The sequence below is a fragment of the Rhizobium sp. WYCCWR 11128 genome, from assembly GCF_013416305.1.
GTDB lineage: Bacteria > Pseudomonadota > Alphaproteobacteria > Rhizobiales > Rhizobiaceae > Rhizobium > Rhizobium indicum.
This window is the reverse complement of record NZ_JACCEZ010000019.1, coordinates 1-18,683: the sequence shown is the minus strand read 5'-3', so window position 1 is coordinate 18,683 and position 18,683 is coordinate 1. Positions and strand designations below refer to the sequence as shown.

The 18,683-nt window shown below is 61.2% G+C and carries 13 protein-coding genes; 2 read left to right on the top strand and 11 right to left on the bottom strand.

Features of this window, described 5'->3' with window-relative positions:
- Window positions 1-10 precede the first annotated feature (10 nt).
- A complete protein-coding gene (locus HX898_RS32000; protein WP_138328222.1) occupies window positions 11-1,036 on the top strand; it encodes a dienelactone hydrolase in 1,026 nt (341 codons plus the stop codon).
- 69 nt (window positions 1,037-1,105) lie between these two features.
- Here HX898_RS32000 and dhaL (HX898_RS31995) read toward each other — a convergent pair whose 3' ends face one another.
- From dhaL (HX898_RS31995) to HX898_RS31945, 11 genes are all read right to left on the bottom strand, one after another.
- Entirely contained in the window at window positions 1,106-1,762 is a 657-nt protein-coding gene (gene dhaL / locus HX898_RS31995; RefSeq protein WP_138328223.1) for a dihydroxyacetone kinase subunit DhaL, read from the bottom strand.
- Window positions 1,763-1,823: 61 nt separating this feature from the next.
- On the bottom strand, window positions 1,824-3,926 hold the full coding sequence (locus HX898_RS31990; RefSeq protein ID WP_138328224.1) for a bifunctional sugar-binding transcriptional regulator/dihydroxyacetone kinase subunit DhaK: 2,103 nt from the start codon (window positions 3,924-3,926) through the stop codon (window positions 1,824-1,826).
- Window positions 3,927-4,081: 155 nt separating this feature from the next.
- Complete coding sequence (dhaL, locus tag HX898_RS31985; RefSeq protein WP_138328225.1) at window positions 4,082-4,732, bottom strand: dihydroxyacetone kinase subunit DhaL; 651 nt, start codon at window positions 4,730-4,732, stop codon at window positions 4,082-4,084.
- Between the two features lie 14 nt (window positions 4,733-4,746).
- A complete protein-coding gene (locus tag HX898_RS31980) occupies window positions 4,747-5,742 on the bottom strand; it encodes a dihydroxyacetone kinase subunit DhaK (protein WP_138328226.1) in 996 nt (331 codons plus the stop codon).
- Window positions 5,743-5,764: 22 nt separating this feature from the next.
- Complete coding sequence (locus HX898_RS31975; RefSeq protein ID WP_011651407.1) at window positions 5,765-6,535, bottom strand: SDR family oxidoreductase; 771 nt, start codon at window positions 6,533-6,535, stop codon at window positions 5,765-5,767.
- Window positions 6,536-6,593: 58 nt separating this feature from the next.
- Window positions 6,594-7,580, bottom strand: coding sequence for a substrate-binding domain-containing protein (locus HX898_RS31970; RefSeq protein WP_138328227.1), 987 nt, complete (start codon window positions 7,578-7,580; stop codon window positions 6,594-6,596).
- A gap of 88 nt (window positions 7,581-7,668) precedes the next feature.
- Entirely contained in the window at window positions 7,669-8,673 is a 1,005-nt protein-coding gene (locus HX898_RS31965; protein ID WP_011651405.1) for a sugar ABC transporter permease, read from the bottom strand.
- A gap of 43 nt (window positions 8,674-8,716) precedes the next feature.
- Window positions 8,717-10,195, bottom strand: coding sequence for a sugar ABC transporter ATP-binding protein (locus HX898_RS31960; RefSeq protein WP_138328958.1), 1,479 nt, complete (start codon window positions 10,193-10,195; stop codon window positions 8,717-8,719).
- Window positions 10,196-10,534: 339 nt separating this feature from the next.
- Window positions 10,535-11,666 (bottom strand): peptide chain release factor 2 gene (gene prfB / locus HX898_RS31955; RefSeq protein WP_012756997.1). Its coding sequence is split into 2 segments (ribosomal slippage): window positions 10,535-11,596 and window positions 11,598-11,666, totalling 1,131 coding nucleotides; the frame shifts between segments, so codons are not numbered across the junction.
- 102 nt (window positions 11,667-11,768) lie between these two features.
- On the bottom strand, window positions 11,769-14,228 hold the full coding sequence (locus tag HX898_RS31950; protein WP_171599461.1) for a penicillin-binding protein 1A: 2,460 nt from the start codon (window positions 14,226-14,228) through the stop codon (window positions 11,769-11,771).
- A 372-nt stretch (window positions 14,229-14,600) separates the two neighbouring features.
- A complete protein-coding gene (locus tag HX898_RS31945; RefSeq protein ID WP_011651401.1) occupies window positions 14,601-15,857 on the bottom strand; it encodes an N-acetylmuramoyl-L-alanine amidase in 1,257 nt (418 codons plus the stop codon).
- Between the two features lie 623 nt (window positions 15,858-16,480).
- Here HX898_RS31945 and HX898_RS31940 point away from each other — a divergent pair.
- The coding region (locus HX898_RS31940) for a ribonuclease E/G (RefSeq protein WP_180196750.1) at window positions 16,481-18,683 on the top strand (2,203 nt) is incomplete at its 3' end.

Here is an 18,683-nt window from a genome sequence, read left to right as displayed (position 1 = left end):
CATCCAAGAGATGACACTGGGATTTCGCGACGGCGTCCTCTACGACGAGAAGAGGTCGAACTGGGACGCCGCCGGCCCCAGACCCATCCGTTGGTCCCTCTGGTATCCCGCCGCCGATGACGCGCAAAGCGACGTCCCGGAAAGAAGCTGGTTCCAGAAGGCGGCCGTCGCCCGCAATGCACCCATCCGATCGGAGGCCGAGCCCTATCCTCTCGTGCTGTTGTCGCATGGCACCGGCGGATCCGCGGCCGGACTGGAGTGGCTGGCGCGACGCCTGGTCGATCGCGGATTTGCGGCGCTCGGCGTCAGCCACCACGGCAATACCGGCATCGAGCCCTATCGCGCCGAAGGCTTTGCCTGCCTTTGGGAGCGGGCGCCTGATCTAAGCTACATGCTCGACCACCGCGACGAGTGGCTCAGCGATCTCTCTGGCCATATCGATACGAACAGCGTCTTCGCAGCCGGGTTTTCGGCCGGAGCTTATAGCGTGATGCTGCTTCTTGGGGCTGTCGCCCAGTTCTCGCAGTTCGAACCGTCCAGGATGAAACCGGGTGGCGCGCGCGGACCAAGGGAGTTTCCCGACCTTGCCGATCATATCCCGGCATTGCTGCGCACCAGCGATGTGTTTCGCGATTCGTGGGGCCGCATGTCGAAGTCCTACCGAGATGACAGAATCAAGGCCGCCCTCATCTGCGCGCCGGGCCGGTCCGTTCTCGGCTTCAGCGAGGAAAGCCTGAAAGCTGTCGATGCGCCTGCCCTTGTCCTGGTCGGCGATGCCGACACGGCGGCACCGGCCGAAGAATGTTCATCATGGCTGCATGCGCGGCTGCGGCGCAGCGCTCTTAAAATCTTCGGCGGCGGCCTTGGGCATTATGTCTTCGTGCCAGAGGGTACGGCGCTCGGCCTTGCCTTTGCGGCAGAACTTTTTACCGATCCCCCGGGCATCAAGCGCGCAGCCGTTCATGACGAGATTGCCGATCTGTCGGCAGCGCTGTTTCAAGACAGCAGCCTCATCGCGGAAAAGGTCACGAATTGAGGATGCCCTCGGAACGAAGACGTATTTGCTCCGCGCAGGTAACCCTGCATGTGAATCCTGTCGCCGCTCCTATTCTTTCACCCTGTCGCCGGCGAAGGTTTCCTTCATCGCGCGCAGGATGATGACTGCCGAGGCCGCGCCTGGATCGATGTGTCCGAGCGACCTCTCGCCGAGCCGGGCCGCCCTCCCCCGAGTTGCAACCATCGAACGGGTCGAATTCGCGCCGGTTTCGGCCGCCGCCAATATGCTGGTCCACATTTCGAGGCTACCGGCCGCCCGCGCCCGTGCAGTGACGGCGGCTTCGGTTGCGGGAATCCAGGCATCGAGCATCGTCTTGTCGCCGCGCTGGCCCTTTCCACGCTCCCTGATGCCGGCCGTCATCGCTTCGACGATCGCCGCCTGATCGGCAGTTGAAAGGTGTTCGCCCTCTTTCAGGACCTGGGCGGCCCTGCGAAATGCCGTGGCGTAAAGCGGTCCCGTGGATGCACCGACGGCATTCAGAAAGGCTGTCGCCGCCGACGTGAACACCTCTGATGGAAGCATGTGGTCGAGGTCGAGTTTCGCGAGTTCCCCGTTCACCGCCGTGAAGCCGAGCACCATGGTAATTCCATGATCGGCGTCACCGATAGCCCCGTCCAGATCCGAGAGACGGTCCTTCTCCGCTGCGATCGCAACGGAGATGCGATGAAACATCCTGCTGAGGTGGCGCGCCGCGCTTTCCGACATCATGATCCTCCCAGTTCGAGCAGGATGCGGCCCGTGTCAGCCGGGCGCATCTCTTATACCTTCAGTTCGCGACCCGCAGGAACGCGGTATCGCAAGGATGATGCAACAATTCCGTCAATTCCTGATCGAGGTGCAAGATCGATATGGATGCACCGACCATATCGAGCGAGGTGCAATAGTGTCCCACCCAATTCGCTTCTATCGCGATGCCTTTCGCACTCAGCCGCTGCTCGACACGCCGGAAGAGAATATAGAGCTCCATCAGCGGCGTTGCGCCGAAGGAATTGACCAATACTGCGACGCGGTCGCCCGATGCCGGCTTCATTTCCGCGAATATGCGATCCATCACCCGATCGGTGATTTCATCGGCGGTCATCATCTTTTCGCGAATGACGCCAGGTTCACCATGGATGCCCATGCCGATCTCGATGTGGTCGGGGCCAATTTCAAAGTTGTGGCGACGGGTCTGGGGAAGCGAGCACGGTTCCAATGCAACGCCCATCGTAAATGTCCGTGCGTTGGCCTTGCGCGTCGCCGTTTCGCAGGCGGCAAGCGACAGGCCGCGGTCGCAGGCCGCTCCGGCGACCTTGAAGATGAAGAAATTGCCGGCGACGCCGCGCCGGCCCTCCCTGTCTTCCAGCGGCGATGAGGCAATGTCGTCCGTCGTCACGACCGTGCGGACCGCGATGTTTTCCTCCGCCGCCATCTCGGCTGCCATTTCGAAATTCATGACGTCGCCGGCGTAGTTGCCGTAGACGAAAAGCACACCCTCTCCGCCGGACGCCGCCCTGGTGCATTGAAGGATCGGGCCGGGAGGCGGCGACGAGAAGATATTGCCGACAGCAACGGCATCGGCAAGACCCTTCCCGACATAGCCGAAGAACGCAGGCTCGTGTCCCGTGCCGCCGCCGATCACAAGACCGACCTTGCCGGCGCGCGGTCCCGTCCGGGCAACGAGCGCACGGCGAGAACTGTCGACCGGCTCGAGATAGGCAGCGTGCGCCTTCACTGCCCCGTCGAGCATTTCCTCGACGACCTCGTCGGGATTGTTCAGAAATTTCTTGATGTGAGTGCGAAAACCGGTCGCTGGCGGCGGCGTGCCAATTTCGACCCTCGGGCGTTGCAAAAGCTTCTGGTCGACCTCCGTCACACCGTCCGCATGCAGGATGCCACGGCCCGTCGCGGCATCGGTGATCAGCACGTTGACGTAGCCGCCGCGAAGGGCTGCCAGGATTGCCGGCACCTTGTCGAAACCGCCGGCGACAGCGATACGCAGACCGATCCTCTTCAGCATGTCGAGTGATATTCCGATCGTGCGGTCGTCAAGCGGCCCGGCGACCGGGCGGCCCTGCCCGTCGATGAAACGTCCGGCGACGATGCCTGCGGCATCCTTCGCCAGATATTGCTGCAACGATACCGACTCGAAGAATCCGCTGGTATGGATGGTCGAATTCGGGCGCATGGAGGCGATACCGAAAATCACCTTGTTGGCGCGTGAAAGCGCCTCGAACTGACTTTCGATCAATGGCTCACGCAACAGGATATTACGGACATCCGGAGCGGATACGATCGCTGGAGATGCGATATTGATCAGCCGCGCGTCCACGGCATCGGCAAAGGCCGCTGCGCAAAGTTCGGGTGTATAGGCGAATGTCGCACTGGTTCCGCCGGTTGCCTGGACCACCGTGACGTCCTGCAGGCCGCTTATCGAGGCCTGCTCACCGACCGCCATGACCGTGCGGCCCCAGACGACGGCCAGCGTATCACCGGATTTCAAAAGCCTCTGCAGCGCCTGAGCGCCTGCGCGCCCGAGACGGTCGATGAGCGGGCGGGTATTGTCGTCGCTCGGAACGACGAGACAGTCCTGCAGACCGAAATGCCGTTTCAACTCCTGAGCAATCGTCAGCGAACTCAGGCGCGACGGCTCGATGGAGATATTGACGATACCGCGGGCGCGCGCATCGGCGAGATAACTGTTCACGGTTGCCCGCGAAATCCCCATGGTATCGGCAATGTCGCCCTGCGTCATGCCGTCCTCATAATAGAGCCAGCAGGCCCAGACATAGGGATCATCGCCAAACCGCAGCGGGATGGGCTCAGACGCATCGTCGGCGCTGTTTCGCACGCTACCGTTCTTCCGCGCTGATGATGTCTTGACGGTCATCCTGTCTGGCTTCCCTGCGAGGTTCAAATCGCCCGCGAAGATGAGCGTAAAGGCTCCGGTTTTCAACATTCTCCCGCACAATGATTTCCGGCCGCCAAAGCGGCCGGAAGGTGATGCTCGGGAGGATCACGGGCTCTCACCAAAGCCCGCTGTTTTTATGCGGATGGCCGAAGCTTTGCCTCGACGCCAAGTGCGAGCGACTGGAGGATAAGCGCGCAGGAGGTGGCGCCAGCATCCAGAACGCCAAGCGAACGTTCGCCGAGCCTGCTTGCCCGGCCGATTCTGGCCACCAGGTCGCGGGTGCTGTCGCGGCCGGCCTCCGCGGCGGAAACGAGAATATTCAGCGATTCCGCAAACGACTTTCCATCGCTATTGGCCAGATCGAACGCCTCTATGGCGGGCACGAGCGTATCGAGAAGGGTCTTGTCGCCGACTTTCGCGGATCCGATCGCCTGAATACCTTCAAGACCATTGTGCAGCATTGCGCTGAACATCCCCGCATCGATCTGTACAGCCTTTTCAATCGTTTCAGCGAACTGAATGAACATGACGCCGTAGAGCGGTCCCATGGAGCCGCCGATTTCCGTCATCAGAACTGTGCCGAGCGTGTCGAGAGCTTCTGCGAGCGACATGTCTGCGCCCTTGATCCGTTCGGCTGCCATGCCAAATCCCTTGGCCATGTTAACCCCGTGATCGCCGTCGCCGATCTTGCCGTCGATCTCGCTGAGATAAGCGCGATGCTCGATGATCCGATCCGCGAGCGAGAAAACGATGTCGCCCGAGGACGCGTTGTCAAATTGCTGCATTCGCCTGTCTCCCATCAAGGCATTGCCGGGCAGTGGACATCGACGTCGAGTAGCGTCTTCAACTCATCGTCAAGCGCCATGACGGTCAGCGTCGCACCGACCATTTCCAACGAGGTGAAGTAATTTCCGATATAGGTCTTGTAGATTTTCAGTCCGCGCCCGGTAATCTCGGTTTCGATGGTGTCGTGAAGGATATAGAGCTCGTTCAAGGGCGTCGCGCCAAGGCCGGAGACGATGACGGCCACCTCGGTTCCGGATGCCAGGCCGTGATCGTCCAGAACGATCCTGGCCATTTCGCGTGCGACCTCGGCGGCAGGCTTCAGCGGCTCGACCCGGACCCCCGGCTCGCCGTGATGGCCAATGCCGACCTCCATCGTGCCCGGCGCAATCTGGAAGTTGGGATGCCCGACGGCGGGCAGCGTGCAGGGACCGAGGCCGATGCCGATGGAGCGGCAATTGTCGATCGCTCTTTGCGCTGTCGCCTGCACTTCCTCAATGCTAGCCCCCTGCTCAGCTTTGGCACCCGCGCACTTCCACATGAATATTTCGCCGGCGACGCCGCGTCGCTTCTCACGCTCATCGGGTCCGGCCGAACATACGTCGTCATTGGCGACGACGGTCGCGATCGTGATGCCTTCCTTGGCGGCGAGCTTGATCGCCATCTTCACATTCATGTTGTCACCGGCATAATTGCCGTAGAGGCAGACAACGCCGTTGCCGCCATTGGCTTCGCGCGCGGCATCGAGAAAACTCTTGGCCGTCGGCGACGAAAAGAGCTCACCCACCGCGACGGCATCCAGCATGTTGCGTCCGGTATAGCCGATAAAGGCAGGCTCATGGCCGGAACCGCCACCGGTGATGACGCCGACCTTGCCCGCGACGGGCGCATGGCGCGCAACGATGACGCGCGGATTGCCGTTGCCGAGCCTGACCATATCGGCATGCGCCTTGACGAAGCCCTTGACCGTATCCTCGACGACCTCGTCCGGATTGTTGATAAACCGCTGCATGGTTCCTCCTGTTTTCCGCGTGTCAGACAATGGTATAGCCGCCATCGACCAGAAGATCCGCGCCGTTGATCATCTCGGCGCCGCTCGATGCCAGAAACACCGCCGCCGCAGCAATCTCCTCGGGATAAGCGAAGCGTCCCGTCGGGATGCGCTTCTTCAGCTCCTCGCCGCGCGGGTTATCCCAGGCCTTTCTTCCGAGCTCGGTCAGAACCACCGTCGGCGAAATCGTATTGACGGTTATGCCGTGTTTGCCCCACTCGGCGGCGAGCGTCTTGGAAAGACCGATGACGCCGAATTTGGAGGCGCAGTAAGCCACGTGCTGATCGATCGCGACCGTGCCGGCCTGCGAGGCGATATTGATGATCCTACCGCCCTTGCCGGCCTTGAGCATGACCCGGCCTACAGCCTGAGAGACGAGGAACGTTCCCTTAAGATTGATGTCGATGGTTCTGTCCCAGGCCTCCAGGGTGAGATCCTCGGCGGGGGCGAGCATGGCGACACCGGCGCTGTTGACGACGATGTCGATATGGGCGAAGGCCGCCTGCGCCGCAGCGATGACGGCTTCCACCGATTGCGGGTTGGAAACGTCGCAGACGAAGGATTTCGCGCCATTTCCGAGGGCGTCGGCCTTGGATTTCGCGACCGTTTCATTGATGTCGATGACGCCGACGACCGCGCCCTTGGCGGCAAATGCCGATGCGATGGCATCGCCGATACCGGAGGCGCCGCCCGTTACCAGGGCGACCTTGCCGCCCAGCGAAAAATTCAGATCAATCTGTTTTGAATCGGTCATGGATCTTTTCCCGGCTTGTCTGAGAAATGGGGCGGGCGAACCCGCCCCACCAAATGGATCATTTACGTGTCGCGAGCAGCTTGTCGACGTTTTCGGCCGTCACCGGCGTCCACGGCACGTTGTAGTTCTTGTCCTTGCCGTCGTTCCACGGCATGTCCTTGTAGGTCGCCCAGATATCGGACTGCGGCTTGTAGTCGCCCTTCCTGGCGTGGAAGATGGCAAGATCGAGAGCGCCCTGAGCCTGTGCCCGTGCGTCCTGCAGGATCGACGTCATCTCGCCGGCCTTGACGGCGCGAAGAGCGTCGGTGATGCCGTCGATGCCCGCGATCGCAAAGCTCTTCTCATCGAGCCCCGCAGCCTTGATCGCCTCGATGGCGCCAAGCGCCATCTCGTCGTTCTGGCCGATCACGCCGTTGATCTGTTTCGGGTGCGCGGTCAACCAGTTCTCCATCAGCGTCTGCGCTTCGGCACGTGACCAGTTCGCCGTCTGGTCTTCGAGGACCTTCACGTCAGGGCATTCGGCGAGCGCCTTCTTATTGCCTTCCAGGCGCGAGATCTGAGCGGACTGACCGACCGGGCCTTCGAGGATGACGACATTGCCCTTGCAGCCAAGCTTGTCGAGGACGGTCTTGGCTTCCATATAGCCCGAGATGGTATCGTCGGAACCGACATAGGAGGTCAGCAGGTCGGAATTGACGCGGGTGTTCGAACCGATCACCGGAATGCCGGCATCCACCGCCGACTGTACGGCTGCTGCGCCCGCATCGACGTCGATCGGTGCAAAGATGATCGCATTGTATTTCTGCGTGACCATCGTCTTGAACTGATCCTGCTGAACCAGCGCGTCATAGCGACCGTCGAAAACAGTCAGCTCGACCTCGCCGCTCTTGACAGCCGGATGCTCCTGCATCGCTGCCGCCCAGATCTGCATGAACTCCGCATTGAGGCCGTAAGGAGCTGCCCCGATCTTGATCTTTTCCTGGGCCACGGCCGACGAGGCCAGCAAGGCAGTTGCCGAAGCAAGCGCAATCATAAGCTTTCTCATTTCAATCTCCTCCACTTTAAGTTTTAGCGGCCGACATGGCTCGCCTCTGCAACGGGCCGGCAAGGGCCGGCACGGTTTCCGATGGGGCTCAGGCCCCGTAAGTTCGCTTCTGGTCGAGCATCACGGCGCCGACGATCAGGGCACCTTTCAACACCTGCTGGTAGTAGGATTGGATCCCCATCAGATCGAGGCCGTTGTTCATGACGCCGATGATGAGCGCACCGATCAGCGTGCCCGTCACCCGGCCGACACCGCCCGACAGACTTGTGCCGCCGATGACGACCGCCGCAATCGCGTCCAGCTCATAGGCGATGCCCGCCTGCGGCAAGGCCGAGCCCGTACGGGCGCTGAGCAGCATGCCGGCCAGACCGGCAAGACCGCCGGAAATGACATAGACAGTGAAGCGGATGCGGCCGATGTCGATACCGGAGGTCTTCGCCGCATGCGGATTGCCTCCGACGGCATAGATGTAGCGGCCGAAGCGCGTCCGGCTGAGGATCCACCACGAAGCCGCGAAAACGACGGCGAGAATGATGACGGGTGCAGGGATGCCGAAGACATCGCCGGTGCCGATCCACCGGAAGGCCGGCGTCAGGGCGGGAACAGGGCGACCGCCGCCATAGATCAGCGTCAAGCCGCGCGCGGCCGAAAGCATGCCAAGGGTGGCGACGAAGGCCGGAACGGAAAATCGCGAGACGATCGCCCCCGATATCGCGCCGCAGGCAACGCCGACCAGGATGCCGACCGCAAGCCCGATGGCCACCGGATAGGGCGCACCGGCGATCGCCGCCGTGGCAGAGGTCGTCGAGAAGCTGGCGCTGACAATGCCGGCAAGCGCCACGACAGAACCGACCGAAAGATCGATGCCGCGGGTCAGGATCACGAAAGTCATGCCGATGGCAAGCACGCCGTTGATCGAAGTCTGCAGCAGCACATTGGAAATATTGCCGCCGGTCAGGAAGAACTCGTTCGAGAACGAAAGGACCACTACGAGAAGCAGAAAAGCGAGAAAGATACCGTATTCCTGAATCAACAGTCGCCGCCGATCCGAACTGAACCAGCCGCCGGCATTGCTATCGTCGCTCTCTGACACTCTTGCTTGCTCCTCTGGCGCCGTAAGGATGACCTGATCCTGATCAGGTCGATAGGTGGACGAGTGATTGGGCATCCGTTTCCTCCCGGCTGTAAATTCCCGCGCTCCTACCGGCGCGCATCACCATGATACGGTCCGACATGCCCAGAACTTCGTCGATTTCCGATGAGATCATCACGACCGTTCCGCCGGCCGCGGCAAAATCACAGATGATGCGGTAGATTTCGCGCTTGGCGCCGACATCGACGCCACGTGTCGGCTCATCAAGGAGCAGCACCTTCGGATTGCGCAGAAACCATTTTCCGAGCACCACCTTCTGCTGATTGCCGCCTGACAGTCCCGAGACCGGCATGGTGTCCCGGGCGGCCTTGATCTGAAATTGCGCCTGTATCCGGCGGCTGGCCTCGGCCTCGCGGCGGCGGCTCATGGCAAAGGAAGGGCTCATCTCCGGTAAGCTTGCCATGCAGATGTTGGCACGAACGGAGTCAGAGAGATTGAGGCCCGTGAGCTTGCGATCCTCCGTCACCAGCGCCAGGCCACTTGCCATCGCATCCGCCGGCTTCGACACCGAGATGCGGGCACCGTCGACGATGATCCTGCCGTCGGAAGATTTTTCGAGGCCAAAAAGGCAATTGAAGATCTCGGTTCGCCCCGAGCCCATCAGCCCGTAGATGCCGAAGATCTCGCCCTTGCGGGCGGAGAAGGAAATGTCCTCGATCTTGTTCGGGCAACTCAGCGCCGTAACCTCGAGGCCGGTTTCGGATGTCGGCGTGTTGGTCTTGACATATTCCTCGGCCAGTTCCCGGCCAACGATCATCCGGATGAGATCCGGACGGCTGATCTGCTTGAGATCTCCGCTGCCGACATAGGCGCCGTCGCGAAACACGGTATAGGAATCGGCGATCTGGAAGATTTCCGAAAGCCGGTGCGAGACATAGACGATGCCGCGTCCCTGCGCCTTCAGGCGCCGGATGGCCGCGAAGAGCTGCTGAGCCTCTTTCTCACCGATTGCCGAGGTTGGCTCATCCATGAAGATGACCTCAGCATCGTGGCTTAGCGCCTTGGCGATCTCCACGAGCTGCATCTGCGCAACGGAGAGGTTCATCATGTATTGGGTGGCGCGGATATCGAATTCGAGATCGTCGAGAAGCCCTTGGGCGGAGCGGTTCATCGTCCGGAAATCGATACCGCCGAAACGTGTCGAGGGCTCGCGGCCGAGATAGATGTTTTCCGCCACCGTCATGTGCGGAACCGGGCTCAGCTCCTGCTCGATGATGGCAATGCCGGAGGCGAGCGCGTCGGCGGGACCGGCAAAGTCCACGTCCTTGCCACGACGGCGGATCGAGCCAGCATCGCGATTATGGATACCCATGAGGATCTTGAGAAAGGTCGACTTGCCTGCGCCGTTACCGCCGCAAAGTGCGTGGACCGAGCCGGCGCGAAGTTCGAAGCGGCCGTCGCGCAATGCCGCGACACCACCAAAGGACTTCTTCAGCCCTTCCACATCCAGCAAAAGCTCCACCCTCTTCTCCTCCACACATGCACCGGCAACCGATTGGCGGGAGCCGATCGACATCGGTGATCTCCAGCCCCGATATCGACAATGACATTATTCGACGTCGACTCGACAAATGTCAAGTCAGTGTCAAACTTATAAATGCGAGGGCGGCTCAGCGGACCTTCGCCGAAAACGTCAAGGCGATCGATCGTCTCGATGAGGTGAAATGATAAGTTCTTACGCCGAACCAGAGCTATGATCGCCTCGACGATCGAGCCGCTGAAGCGGGCAGGACTGCAGCCTTCCGAAACAAAAAAAGCCCCGTCTCCGGGGCTTTGTTATTTCAATCCATCGTCAATCCGATCAGTCGACATCCTCGACAACCGCGTCGGCGGCGCCGCTGATGCGGTGAGCGAGTGCTGCTTCCATGAACTCGTTCAGGTCGCCGTCGAGAACGTCGTCCGGTGCGCTGCTGGCGACGCCGGTGCGCAAGTCTTTGACCATCTGATAGGGCTGCAGCACGTAGGAGCGGATCTGGTGGCCCCAGCCGATCTCCGTTTTGGAAGCGGCTTCGGCGCTGGCAGCGTCCTCACGCTTCTTCAATTCGGCTTCATACATGCGGGCACGCAGCATGTCCCAGGCCTTGGCGCGGTTCTTGTGCTGCGAACGCTCCTGCTGGCACTGCACGACGATGCCCGTCGGGATATGCGTGATGCGCACGGCCGAGTCGGTGGTGTTGACGTGCTGGCCGCCGGCGCCCGACGAACGATAGGTATCGATGCGGCAGTCGCTTTCGTTGATCTCGATCTGGATCGAGTCGTCGACAACCGGATAGACCCAGATCGACGAGAAGGACGTATGGCGACGCGCATTGCTGTCGTAGGGCGAGATGCGCACTAGGCGGTGCACGCCCGATTCCGTCTTCAGCCAGCCATAGGCATTATGGCCCTTGACGAGCAGGGTCGCGGACTTGATGCCGGCCTCTTCGCCATCATGGACTTCGAGAAGCTCGACCTTGAAGCGCTGGCGTTCGGCCCAGCGGGTGTACATGCGCAAAAGCATGTTCGCCCAGTCCTGGCTTTCGGTGCCGCCGGCGCCGGAATGGACTTCGAGATAGGTGTCGTTGCCGTCAGCTTCGCCGGAGAGCATGGCTTCCACCTGGCGGCGCGCGGCCTCGGCCTTCAAGGCCTTCAGCGTATCCTCGGCTTCCTTGACGACGCTCTGGTCGCCCTCTTCCTCGCCAAGCTCGATCAGCTCGATATTGTCGTTCAGCTGCTGCTCAAGCTGCTTGACGCCGTTGATGCCGTCATCGAGCTGCTGGCGCTCGCGCATCAGCTTCTGCGCTTCGGAAGCGTCGTTCCAGAGGTTCGGATCCTCTGCCTTGTTGTTCAACCAGTCCAGCCGTCTTATCGCCTGGTCCCAGTCAAAGATGCCTCCTCAGCAGGGTGATAGCCTGCTTGGTTTCATCGACCACGTTTTCGATTTCCGCTCGCATTTTCCTGCTTCTCTGTCTCGGTCTTCTTCAGGTGCTGGTGACATAGAGACGCCCGCCGCGGATGTAAAGGGCCGCGGCGGGCGTGCAAAATTCAGGCCTCGGTCAGAACAGGCCGGGCGTGCCGGTCTGGACGGCCTGGTTCGCCTGCGGCGAGGTCTTCAGGATTTCCTCCGGCGCCATGGTGCTGTCCATGCCGATCACGGAGAAGCTGTCGGCCGGGCCGGTGCCGGGCTTGAAGGCCTCGATGATGGTGTTCGGATCGCCTTCGCCAGCCGCCATACCGGTCTTACGGTCGATCGAAATCAGGTTCATTCCTGATGGAATGACGAACTTCGATTCCGGCGTGTCCTTGACGGCAGCCTGCATGAATTCGTTGAAGATCGGGGCGGAGAGACCGCCGCCGGTGCCGCCGCGGCCGAGCGGGCCCGGCGTATCGAAGCCCATATAGAGGCCGGCGACCAGATCCGGGGTGAAGCCAACGAACCAGGCATCCTTCTCGTCATTGGTGGTGCCGGTCTTTCCGGCGACGTCGCGACCGCCGAGATCGATCTTGCCGGCAGCGGTGCCGCGCTGGATGACGCCCTGCATCATCGAGGTGATCTGGTACGCGGTCATCGGATCGAGAACGGTTTCGCGATTGTCGACGACATTCGGCTCTTCCTGGTTCTGCCAGTCACCGGCATTGCAGCCCTCGCAGAGACGCTCCTCATGCTTGAAGATCGTCTTGCCGTAGCGATCTTGGATGCGGTCGATCAATGTCGGCTTGATCTGCTTGCCGCCATTGGCGATGACCGAATAGGCCGAGACCATGCGCAGCACCGTCGTGTCGCCAGCGCCGAGCGACATGGAGAGAACCGGCATCATGTGATCGTAAATGCCGAAGCGCTCGGCATATTCCGCGACGATGTTCATGCCGAGGTCGTTGGCGAGGCGCACCGTCATCAGATTGCGCGAATGCTCGATGCCCGAACGCAGCGTCGACGGGCCGCCGGATTCGCCGCCGTAGTTTTCCGGCCTCCAGACTTGGCCGCCCGAAACGATTTCGATCGGCGCGTCCATGATGACCGAAGCCGGCGTATAACCATTGTCCATCGCCGCCGCGTAGACGAAAGGCTTGAACGAGGATCCCGGCTGGCGCATCGCCTGGGTGGCGCGGTTGAATTCGGACTGGGCGTAGGAGAAGCCGCCGACCATGGCGAGCACGCGGCCGGTCTTCGGATCCATGGCGACCAGGCCACCTTGCACCTTCGGCGGCTGCTGCAGGCGATAGGAGGTCGACGCGTCGTCACCGAGCTTTGCGACATAGACAACGTCACCGGGGGACACAGCGCCGACCGGCGATTTCGTGGTCTTGCGGGCGCCGTCGGCCGAACGGAAGGCCCACTGCATGTTCTTGGCGTCGATCGTGCCGCGTTGACGGTCGGCCGCAACCTTGCCGCTGCCATCCTTGGCCGGCTGCAGGCCGATGTCGACGGTGCTGTCTGACACGGCGAGTACCACGGCAAGCCGCCATTCCGGCACATCGGACAGTGCGGGAATATCGGCAAGCGCCTTGCCCCAATCACCGCTCGCATCGATCTGCTTGAGCGGGCCGTGGAAACCGCGGCGCTCGTCGTAAGTGACCAGACCGTCCTGCAGCGCCTTGCGGGCAGCGATCTGCATCTGCGGATCGAGCGACGTGCGCACCGAAAGGCCGCCCTCATAGAGGACCTTTTCGCCGTACTGGTCGATCAGCTGGCGGCGCACGGCTTCGGCGAAATAATCCGAAGCAAAGAGCGAGGGGCCGGTGGTGCGGGCGGTGACGCCGAGCGGCTGCTTCTTGGCTTCCTCGCCGTCAGGCTGGCTGACATAGCCGTTCTCGACCATCCGGTCGATCACCCAGTTGCGACGCTCGAGCGCAGCTTCCGGATGGCGGAAAGGATGGTAATTGGCAGGCCCCTTCGGCAGCGAGGCGAGATAGGCGGCCTCGGCGACGGTCAATTCTGTTACGGATTTGTTGAAATAGGTGAGTGCGGCGCCGGCGATGCCGTAGGAATTCATGCCGAAGAAGATCTCGTTCAGATAGAGCTCGAGGATCTTGTCCTTGCTGTAGGCCTGCTCGATGCGGAAGGAGAGGATCGCTTCCTTGATCTTGCGGTCGATCGTCTGGTCCGAGCTCAAAAGGAAGTTCTTGGCCACCTGCTGGGTGATTGTGGAGGCGCCGACCGGGCGGCGGCCGGAACCGAAATTCTGCAGGTTGACGAGGATTGCGCGGCCGAGACCGGTGAGATCAACACCCGGATGATTGTAGAAATTCTTGTCTTCGGCCGACAGGAACGCGGCCTTGACGCGGTCGGGGACGGCCTGGATCGGCAGGAAGAGACGCTTTTCCTTGGCGTATTCGGCCATCAGCGCGCCGTTGCCGGCATGGACACGGGTGGTCACCGGCGGCGCATAGCTGTTCAGAACGGCATAGTCCGGGAGATCCTTCGCGACGTTGGCGAGATAGATGGCAACACCCGCCGCCGCGACCAGAAACAGGACGCAGGCCATTCCGAAGAAATATCCAAAAAGTCTAACCATATTTCAGCTACCGGTCTTTTCGATCTTCAATCGGCGCAGCCGCAACGATTGCACAGATCAAGGCAATTTGCACGTTGCGCGGCTTACTCTATGAGCGCTACCGCCACAAGCCGATTCCGCGCTCAAGGCTTACGAAACATAAGCCGGAGTAACGGCGCGAATGTGAGCAAAATAGGGCTTCCTGCGCCGCATTCACCGCTGCGGCCGCGTTTCATTAGAACTGTCACATCCAAGCAACGCCCGTCGCCGCCGCCAATCTGAGGTATCTTGCTCAGAATTTGATTCATGCGGCGCACTTAAATATTTGTTTTTATGAATCTTTGTTTTTATGCGGCCGCCGTGCCGCAGCCGCTACAGATTTTTGGGCGGCCGTCAGCCGCCATTCGCCATGACTGCGGCGCGGTATCGCTTGACTGCGTCGGTCAAGAGACCGGCGATCTTGCCGCGCCAAGCCTCGTCGAGCAGCAGTTTCTCGTCCTCGGCATTCGAGAGGAACCCGATCTCGAGAAGGATCGACGGCACGTCGGGCGCCTGCAGCACGCGGAAGCCGGCATGACGGTGCGGATTGTTGATAGTGCCGACCTGATCCTTGAAAGAATTCAGCACACTCTCGGCCAGCGAGATAGAGAAGGCCTGGGTCTCGCGCCGCGTCAGATCGAGCAGGATGTCGGCAACCTCGGGCGGCTCGGCAACCGTCTCCTTGCCGGCGATCTGGTCGGAGAGGTTTTCGCGTTCGGCAAGGTCGGCGGCGAGCTTGTCGGATGCCTTGTCGGAGATCGTGTAGACGGTGGCGCCGCGGATATCCTTCTGCTTCAGCGTATCGGCATGCAGCGAAATGAAGAGGCCAGCATGGTTCTGGCGGGCGATCAGCACACGCTGCGAAAGCGACAGGAACTCGTCGTCCTCGCGCGTCAGGAAAGCCTTGATGCCCGGTTCCTTGTTCAAGCGGTCGGTCAAAGCCTTGGCGAAGGCAAGCGTCACCTGCTTTTCCTCGGTCTTGGTGTCGACGCCGATCGCGCCGGTGTCGATGCCGCCATGGCCGGCGTCGACGGCGATGACGAAATCGCCGGGAGCAGCCTTTTGCGGTGCCGGAATGGCGCTCGTCGTCTGCGCTGCCTCGGTCCGATCGCTCCAGGATTGCGTCTTCACCAGTTCGGCAAAGGCCTTCTTGTCGATCATCTCCGCATCGAGCACCAGGCGATGGCCGTTGCCCGTCTCATCGGCCTGCACCTTGGCAAGCGCCAGCTTCACCGGCCCTGCCGTCGTCAGCACGATGCGGGCGCTCTCTTCGTCCATCTTGCCGTAGCGGATATCCTTGAAAAGGCCGCGGGCGGCAAGATCTTTCGCCGGAAAACCGAAGGCTGTCGCCGGCAAGTCAACAACGATGCGTTCCGGATTGGCGATATAGTGGACTGAGAAACGCGGCTCGCGATCGAAATCGATGACGATGCGGGTCCTTGCGTCGTCGCCGACGATGCGCGCACCGTAGGCAAGCAGCGGATCCCTGGCTTCGACAGAGCTGGCAGCGGCCGGCAGCAGACTAGCAGCCAAAAGCGCCGCCAGAACCCGCCTTGCGAATGTCGATCGCCGCGCTGCGGATTTCGCCGCGATCCGAGCCCTCTTAAACAATAAACCGCCACACCCTATCTGTATTGCAATGGACCCGACGCGGCTGCGGCCAACGTCCTGTGACGAAACACCCGCTGCAGCCTGCCGAATCGCGATCACTTTATCCCCAGTTTGTATGCGTTGCGAAATCCATCAATATTATGGCACATTTGGCTTTTCCCTTGCTATTGTGACACAGAAAACATACAACGAATTTCAGGGTAAAGTGTTGACGGGATAGAGTCGCCGCAAAGGCTGCCAGCCAGATCAGGACCTGGCGCCACACCGGTCATCGTCCGCCGTCTCATGCGCTTAATCCCTAGAACTGGATCCTGATTTTCCGGCTTATTGTCGGAATTCATTGGTGGATCAGCCACCACGCTCTCAGGGAGCAAACTCATCGGACCCGAACGGGTCTTCGTATTTGTCGATCACGCTTGGTTGTTGATGGTTTCGCAGCAGGTTTTATCTGAAGTGTACAGGCCCCGGACCGAAATGGTTCCGGCTGCGGTCTGGCTGCTGCCCTCCCCCTCGCATCAGGCGCGACTTTCATTATCCGGCGCGGCCACAGTGGACCGCATTCTTTCTGTTTCAACAGCAGTCGGGAATGCGCTCTCGCGGCCACGCCGAGGAGCACAGCTTACATGGCAGACAAAATGCTTATCGATGCGTCTCACGAGGAAGAGACGCGCGTCGTTGTCGTTCGCGGGAACCGCATAGAAGAATTTGACTTCGAGTCCCAGCACAAGAAGCAGATCCGCGGCAACATCTATCTTGCAAAGGTAACGAGGGTCGAACCCTCGCTGCAGGCCGCCTTCGTCGATTACGGCGGCAACCGGCACGGCTTCCTGGCCTTCGCCGAAATCCATCCCGACTATTATCAGATACCGCTTGCCGACCGTCAGGCACTGCTTCGGGCCGAAGCCGAGGAGCATCGCCGCGACGAAGACGTCGAGCATGTCGAAACCGCGCCGATGGTCGATCTTTCCAAGCAGGATCAGCCGGATGTCGGCATCGTGCCGGCAGAGACCCCGGAAACGGCTGCCGTAACGGAAGAGACCGCAGCGGTAGAGGCCGCGGCATCACCCGAGGCCACCGAGGAAGCGCCGGCCAAGAAGGCCAGGCCGCGCCGCAGCCGCAAGAAGGTCGTAGAACCGGTTGCCGAGACGACCGCGACCGAGGACGCTGTTCCCACAGACGTCGAAGCCGAAGGCGCTTCGAGCGTCGACAATGAGGATGACGGTTCGACCGGCGGCGCGATGGCCGCGATGGTGGAAACTGACTCGATCTCCGAGGACGTCGATACCAGCAAGCGTCGCCACGATGACGACGACGACGATGACGATCACGGTGAAGAGGAAGTCATCGAATCCGTCGGCGCCGAAGACGCGATGGAAGAAGTGCCGGACCGCGTGCAGCGCAAGCCGCGCAAGCAGTACCGCATTCAGGAAGTCATCAAGCGCCGCCAGATCCTGCTCGTGCAGGTCGCCAAGGAAGAGCGCGGCAACAAGGGTGCAGCCCTTACCACCTATCTCTCGCTCGCCGGCCGCTATTCCGTGCTGATGCCGAACACGGCGCGCGGCGGCGGCATTTCCCGCAAGATCACCAATCCTGCCGACCGCAAGCGCCTGAAGGAAATTGCGCGCCTGCTCGAGGTGCCGCAGGGCATGGGCGTCATCCTTCGCACCGCCGGTGCCAACCGCACCAAGGTCGAGGTCAAGCGCGACTTCGAATATCTGATGCGCCTCTGGGAGAATGTGCGCACGCTGACGCTGGCGTCCACCGCTCCCTGCCTCGTCTATGAGGAAGGCTCGCTGATCAAGCGTTCGATCCGCGACCTCTACAACAAGGATATCAGCGAAGTCATCGTTTCCGGCGAAGAAGGCTATCGTGAAGCGAAAGACTTCATGAAGATGCTGATGCCGAGCCATGCCAAGGTGGTTCAGCCCTACCGCGACATCCATCCGATCTTTTCGCGTTCCGGCATCGAGGCTCAGCTCGACCGCATGCTGCAGCCGCAGGTGACGCTGAAATCTGGCGGCTACTTGATCATGAACCAGACCGAAGCGCTGGTCTCGATCGACGTCAACTCCGGCCGCTCGACCCGCGAACATTCGATCGAGGACACCGCGCTGCAGACGAACCTCGAGGCTGCAGACGAAGTCGCCCGCCAGCTTCGCCTTCGCGACCTTGCCGGCCTGATCGTCATCGACTTCATCGACATGGAAGAGAAGCGCAACAACCGCGCCGTCGAGAAGAAGCTGAAGGAATGCCTGAAGAACGACCGCGCCCGCATCCAGGTCGGCCGGATCTCGCATTTCGGCCTGCTCGAAATGTCGCGCCAGCGCATCCGCGCTTCAGTTCTCGAATCGACCACGCAGGTGTGCTCGCATTGCGGCGGCAGCGGCCATGTGCGTTCGCAGTCCTCCGTCGCGCTGCATGTCCTGCGCGGCATCGAGGAATATCTGCTCAAGAACACCACGCACAACATCACCGTGCGCACCACGCCTGACATCGCGCTCTACCTGCTCAACCACAAGCGCCAGACGATCGTCGATTATGAGAGCCGCTTCGGCGTCGCGATCATCATCGATGCGGACGGCTCGGTCGGCGCGCAACATTTCGCGATCGATCGCGGCGAGCCGGTGGAAAACCCGGTCAAGATTGAAACCCTCTTCAACTTCGCAGCCATTCCCGAGGATGACGACGACGATATCGTCATCGAAGTGGATGAGGAGGAAGACGAGGAACTCGAGGAAAAGCCGGCCGTTTCCGAGCGGCCCGTTGCGGCCCGCGCGGAAAGCGAAGCCGACGGAAATCGCAAGCGCAAGCGCCGCAGGCGCCGCC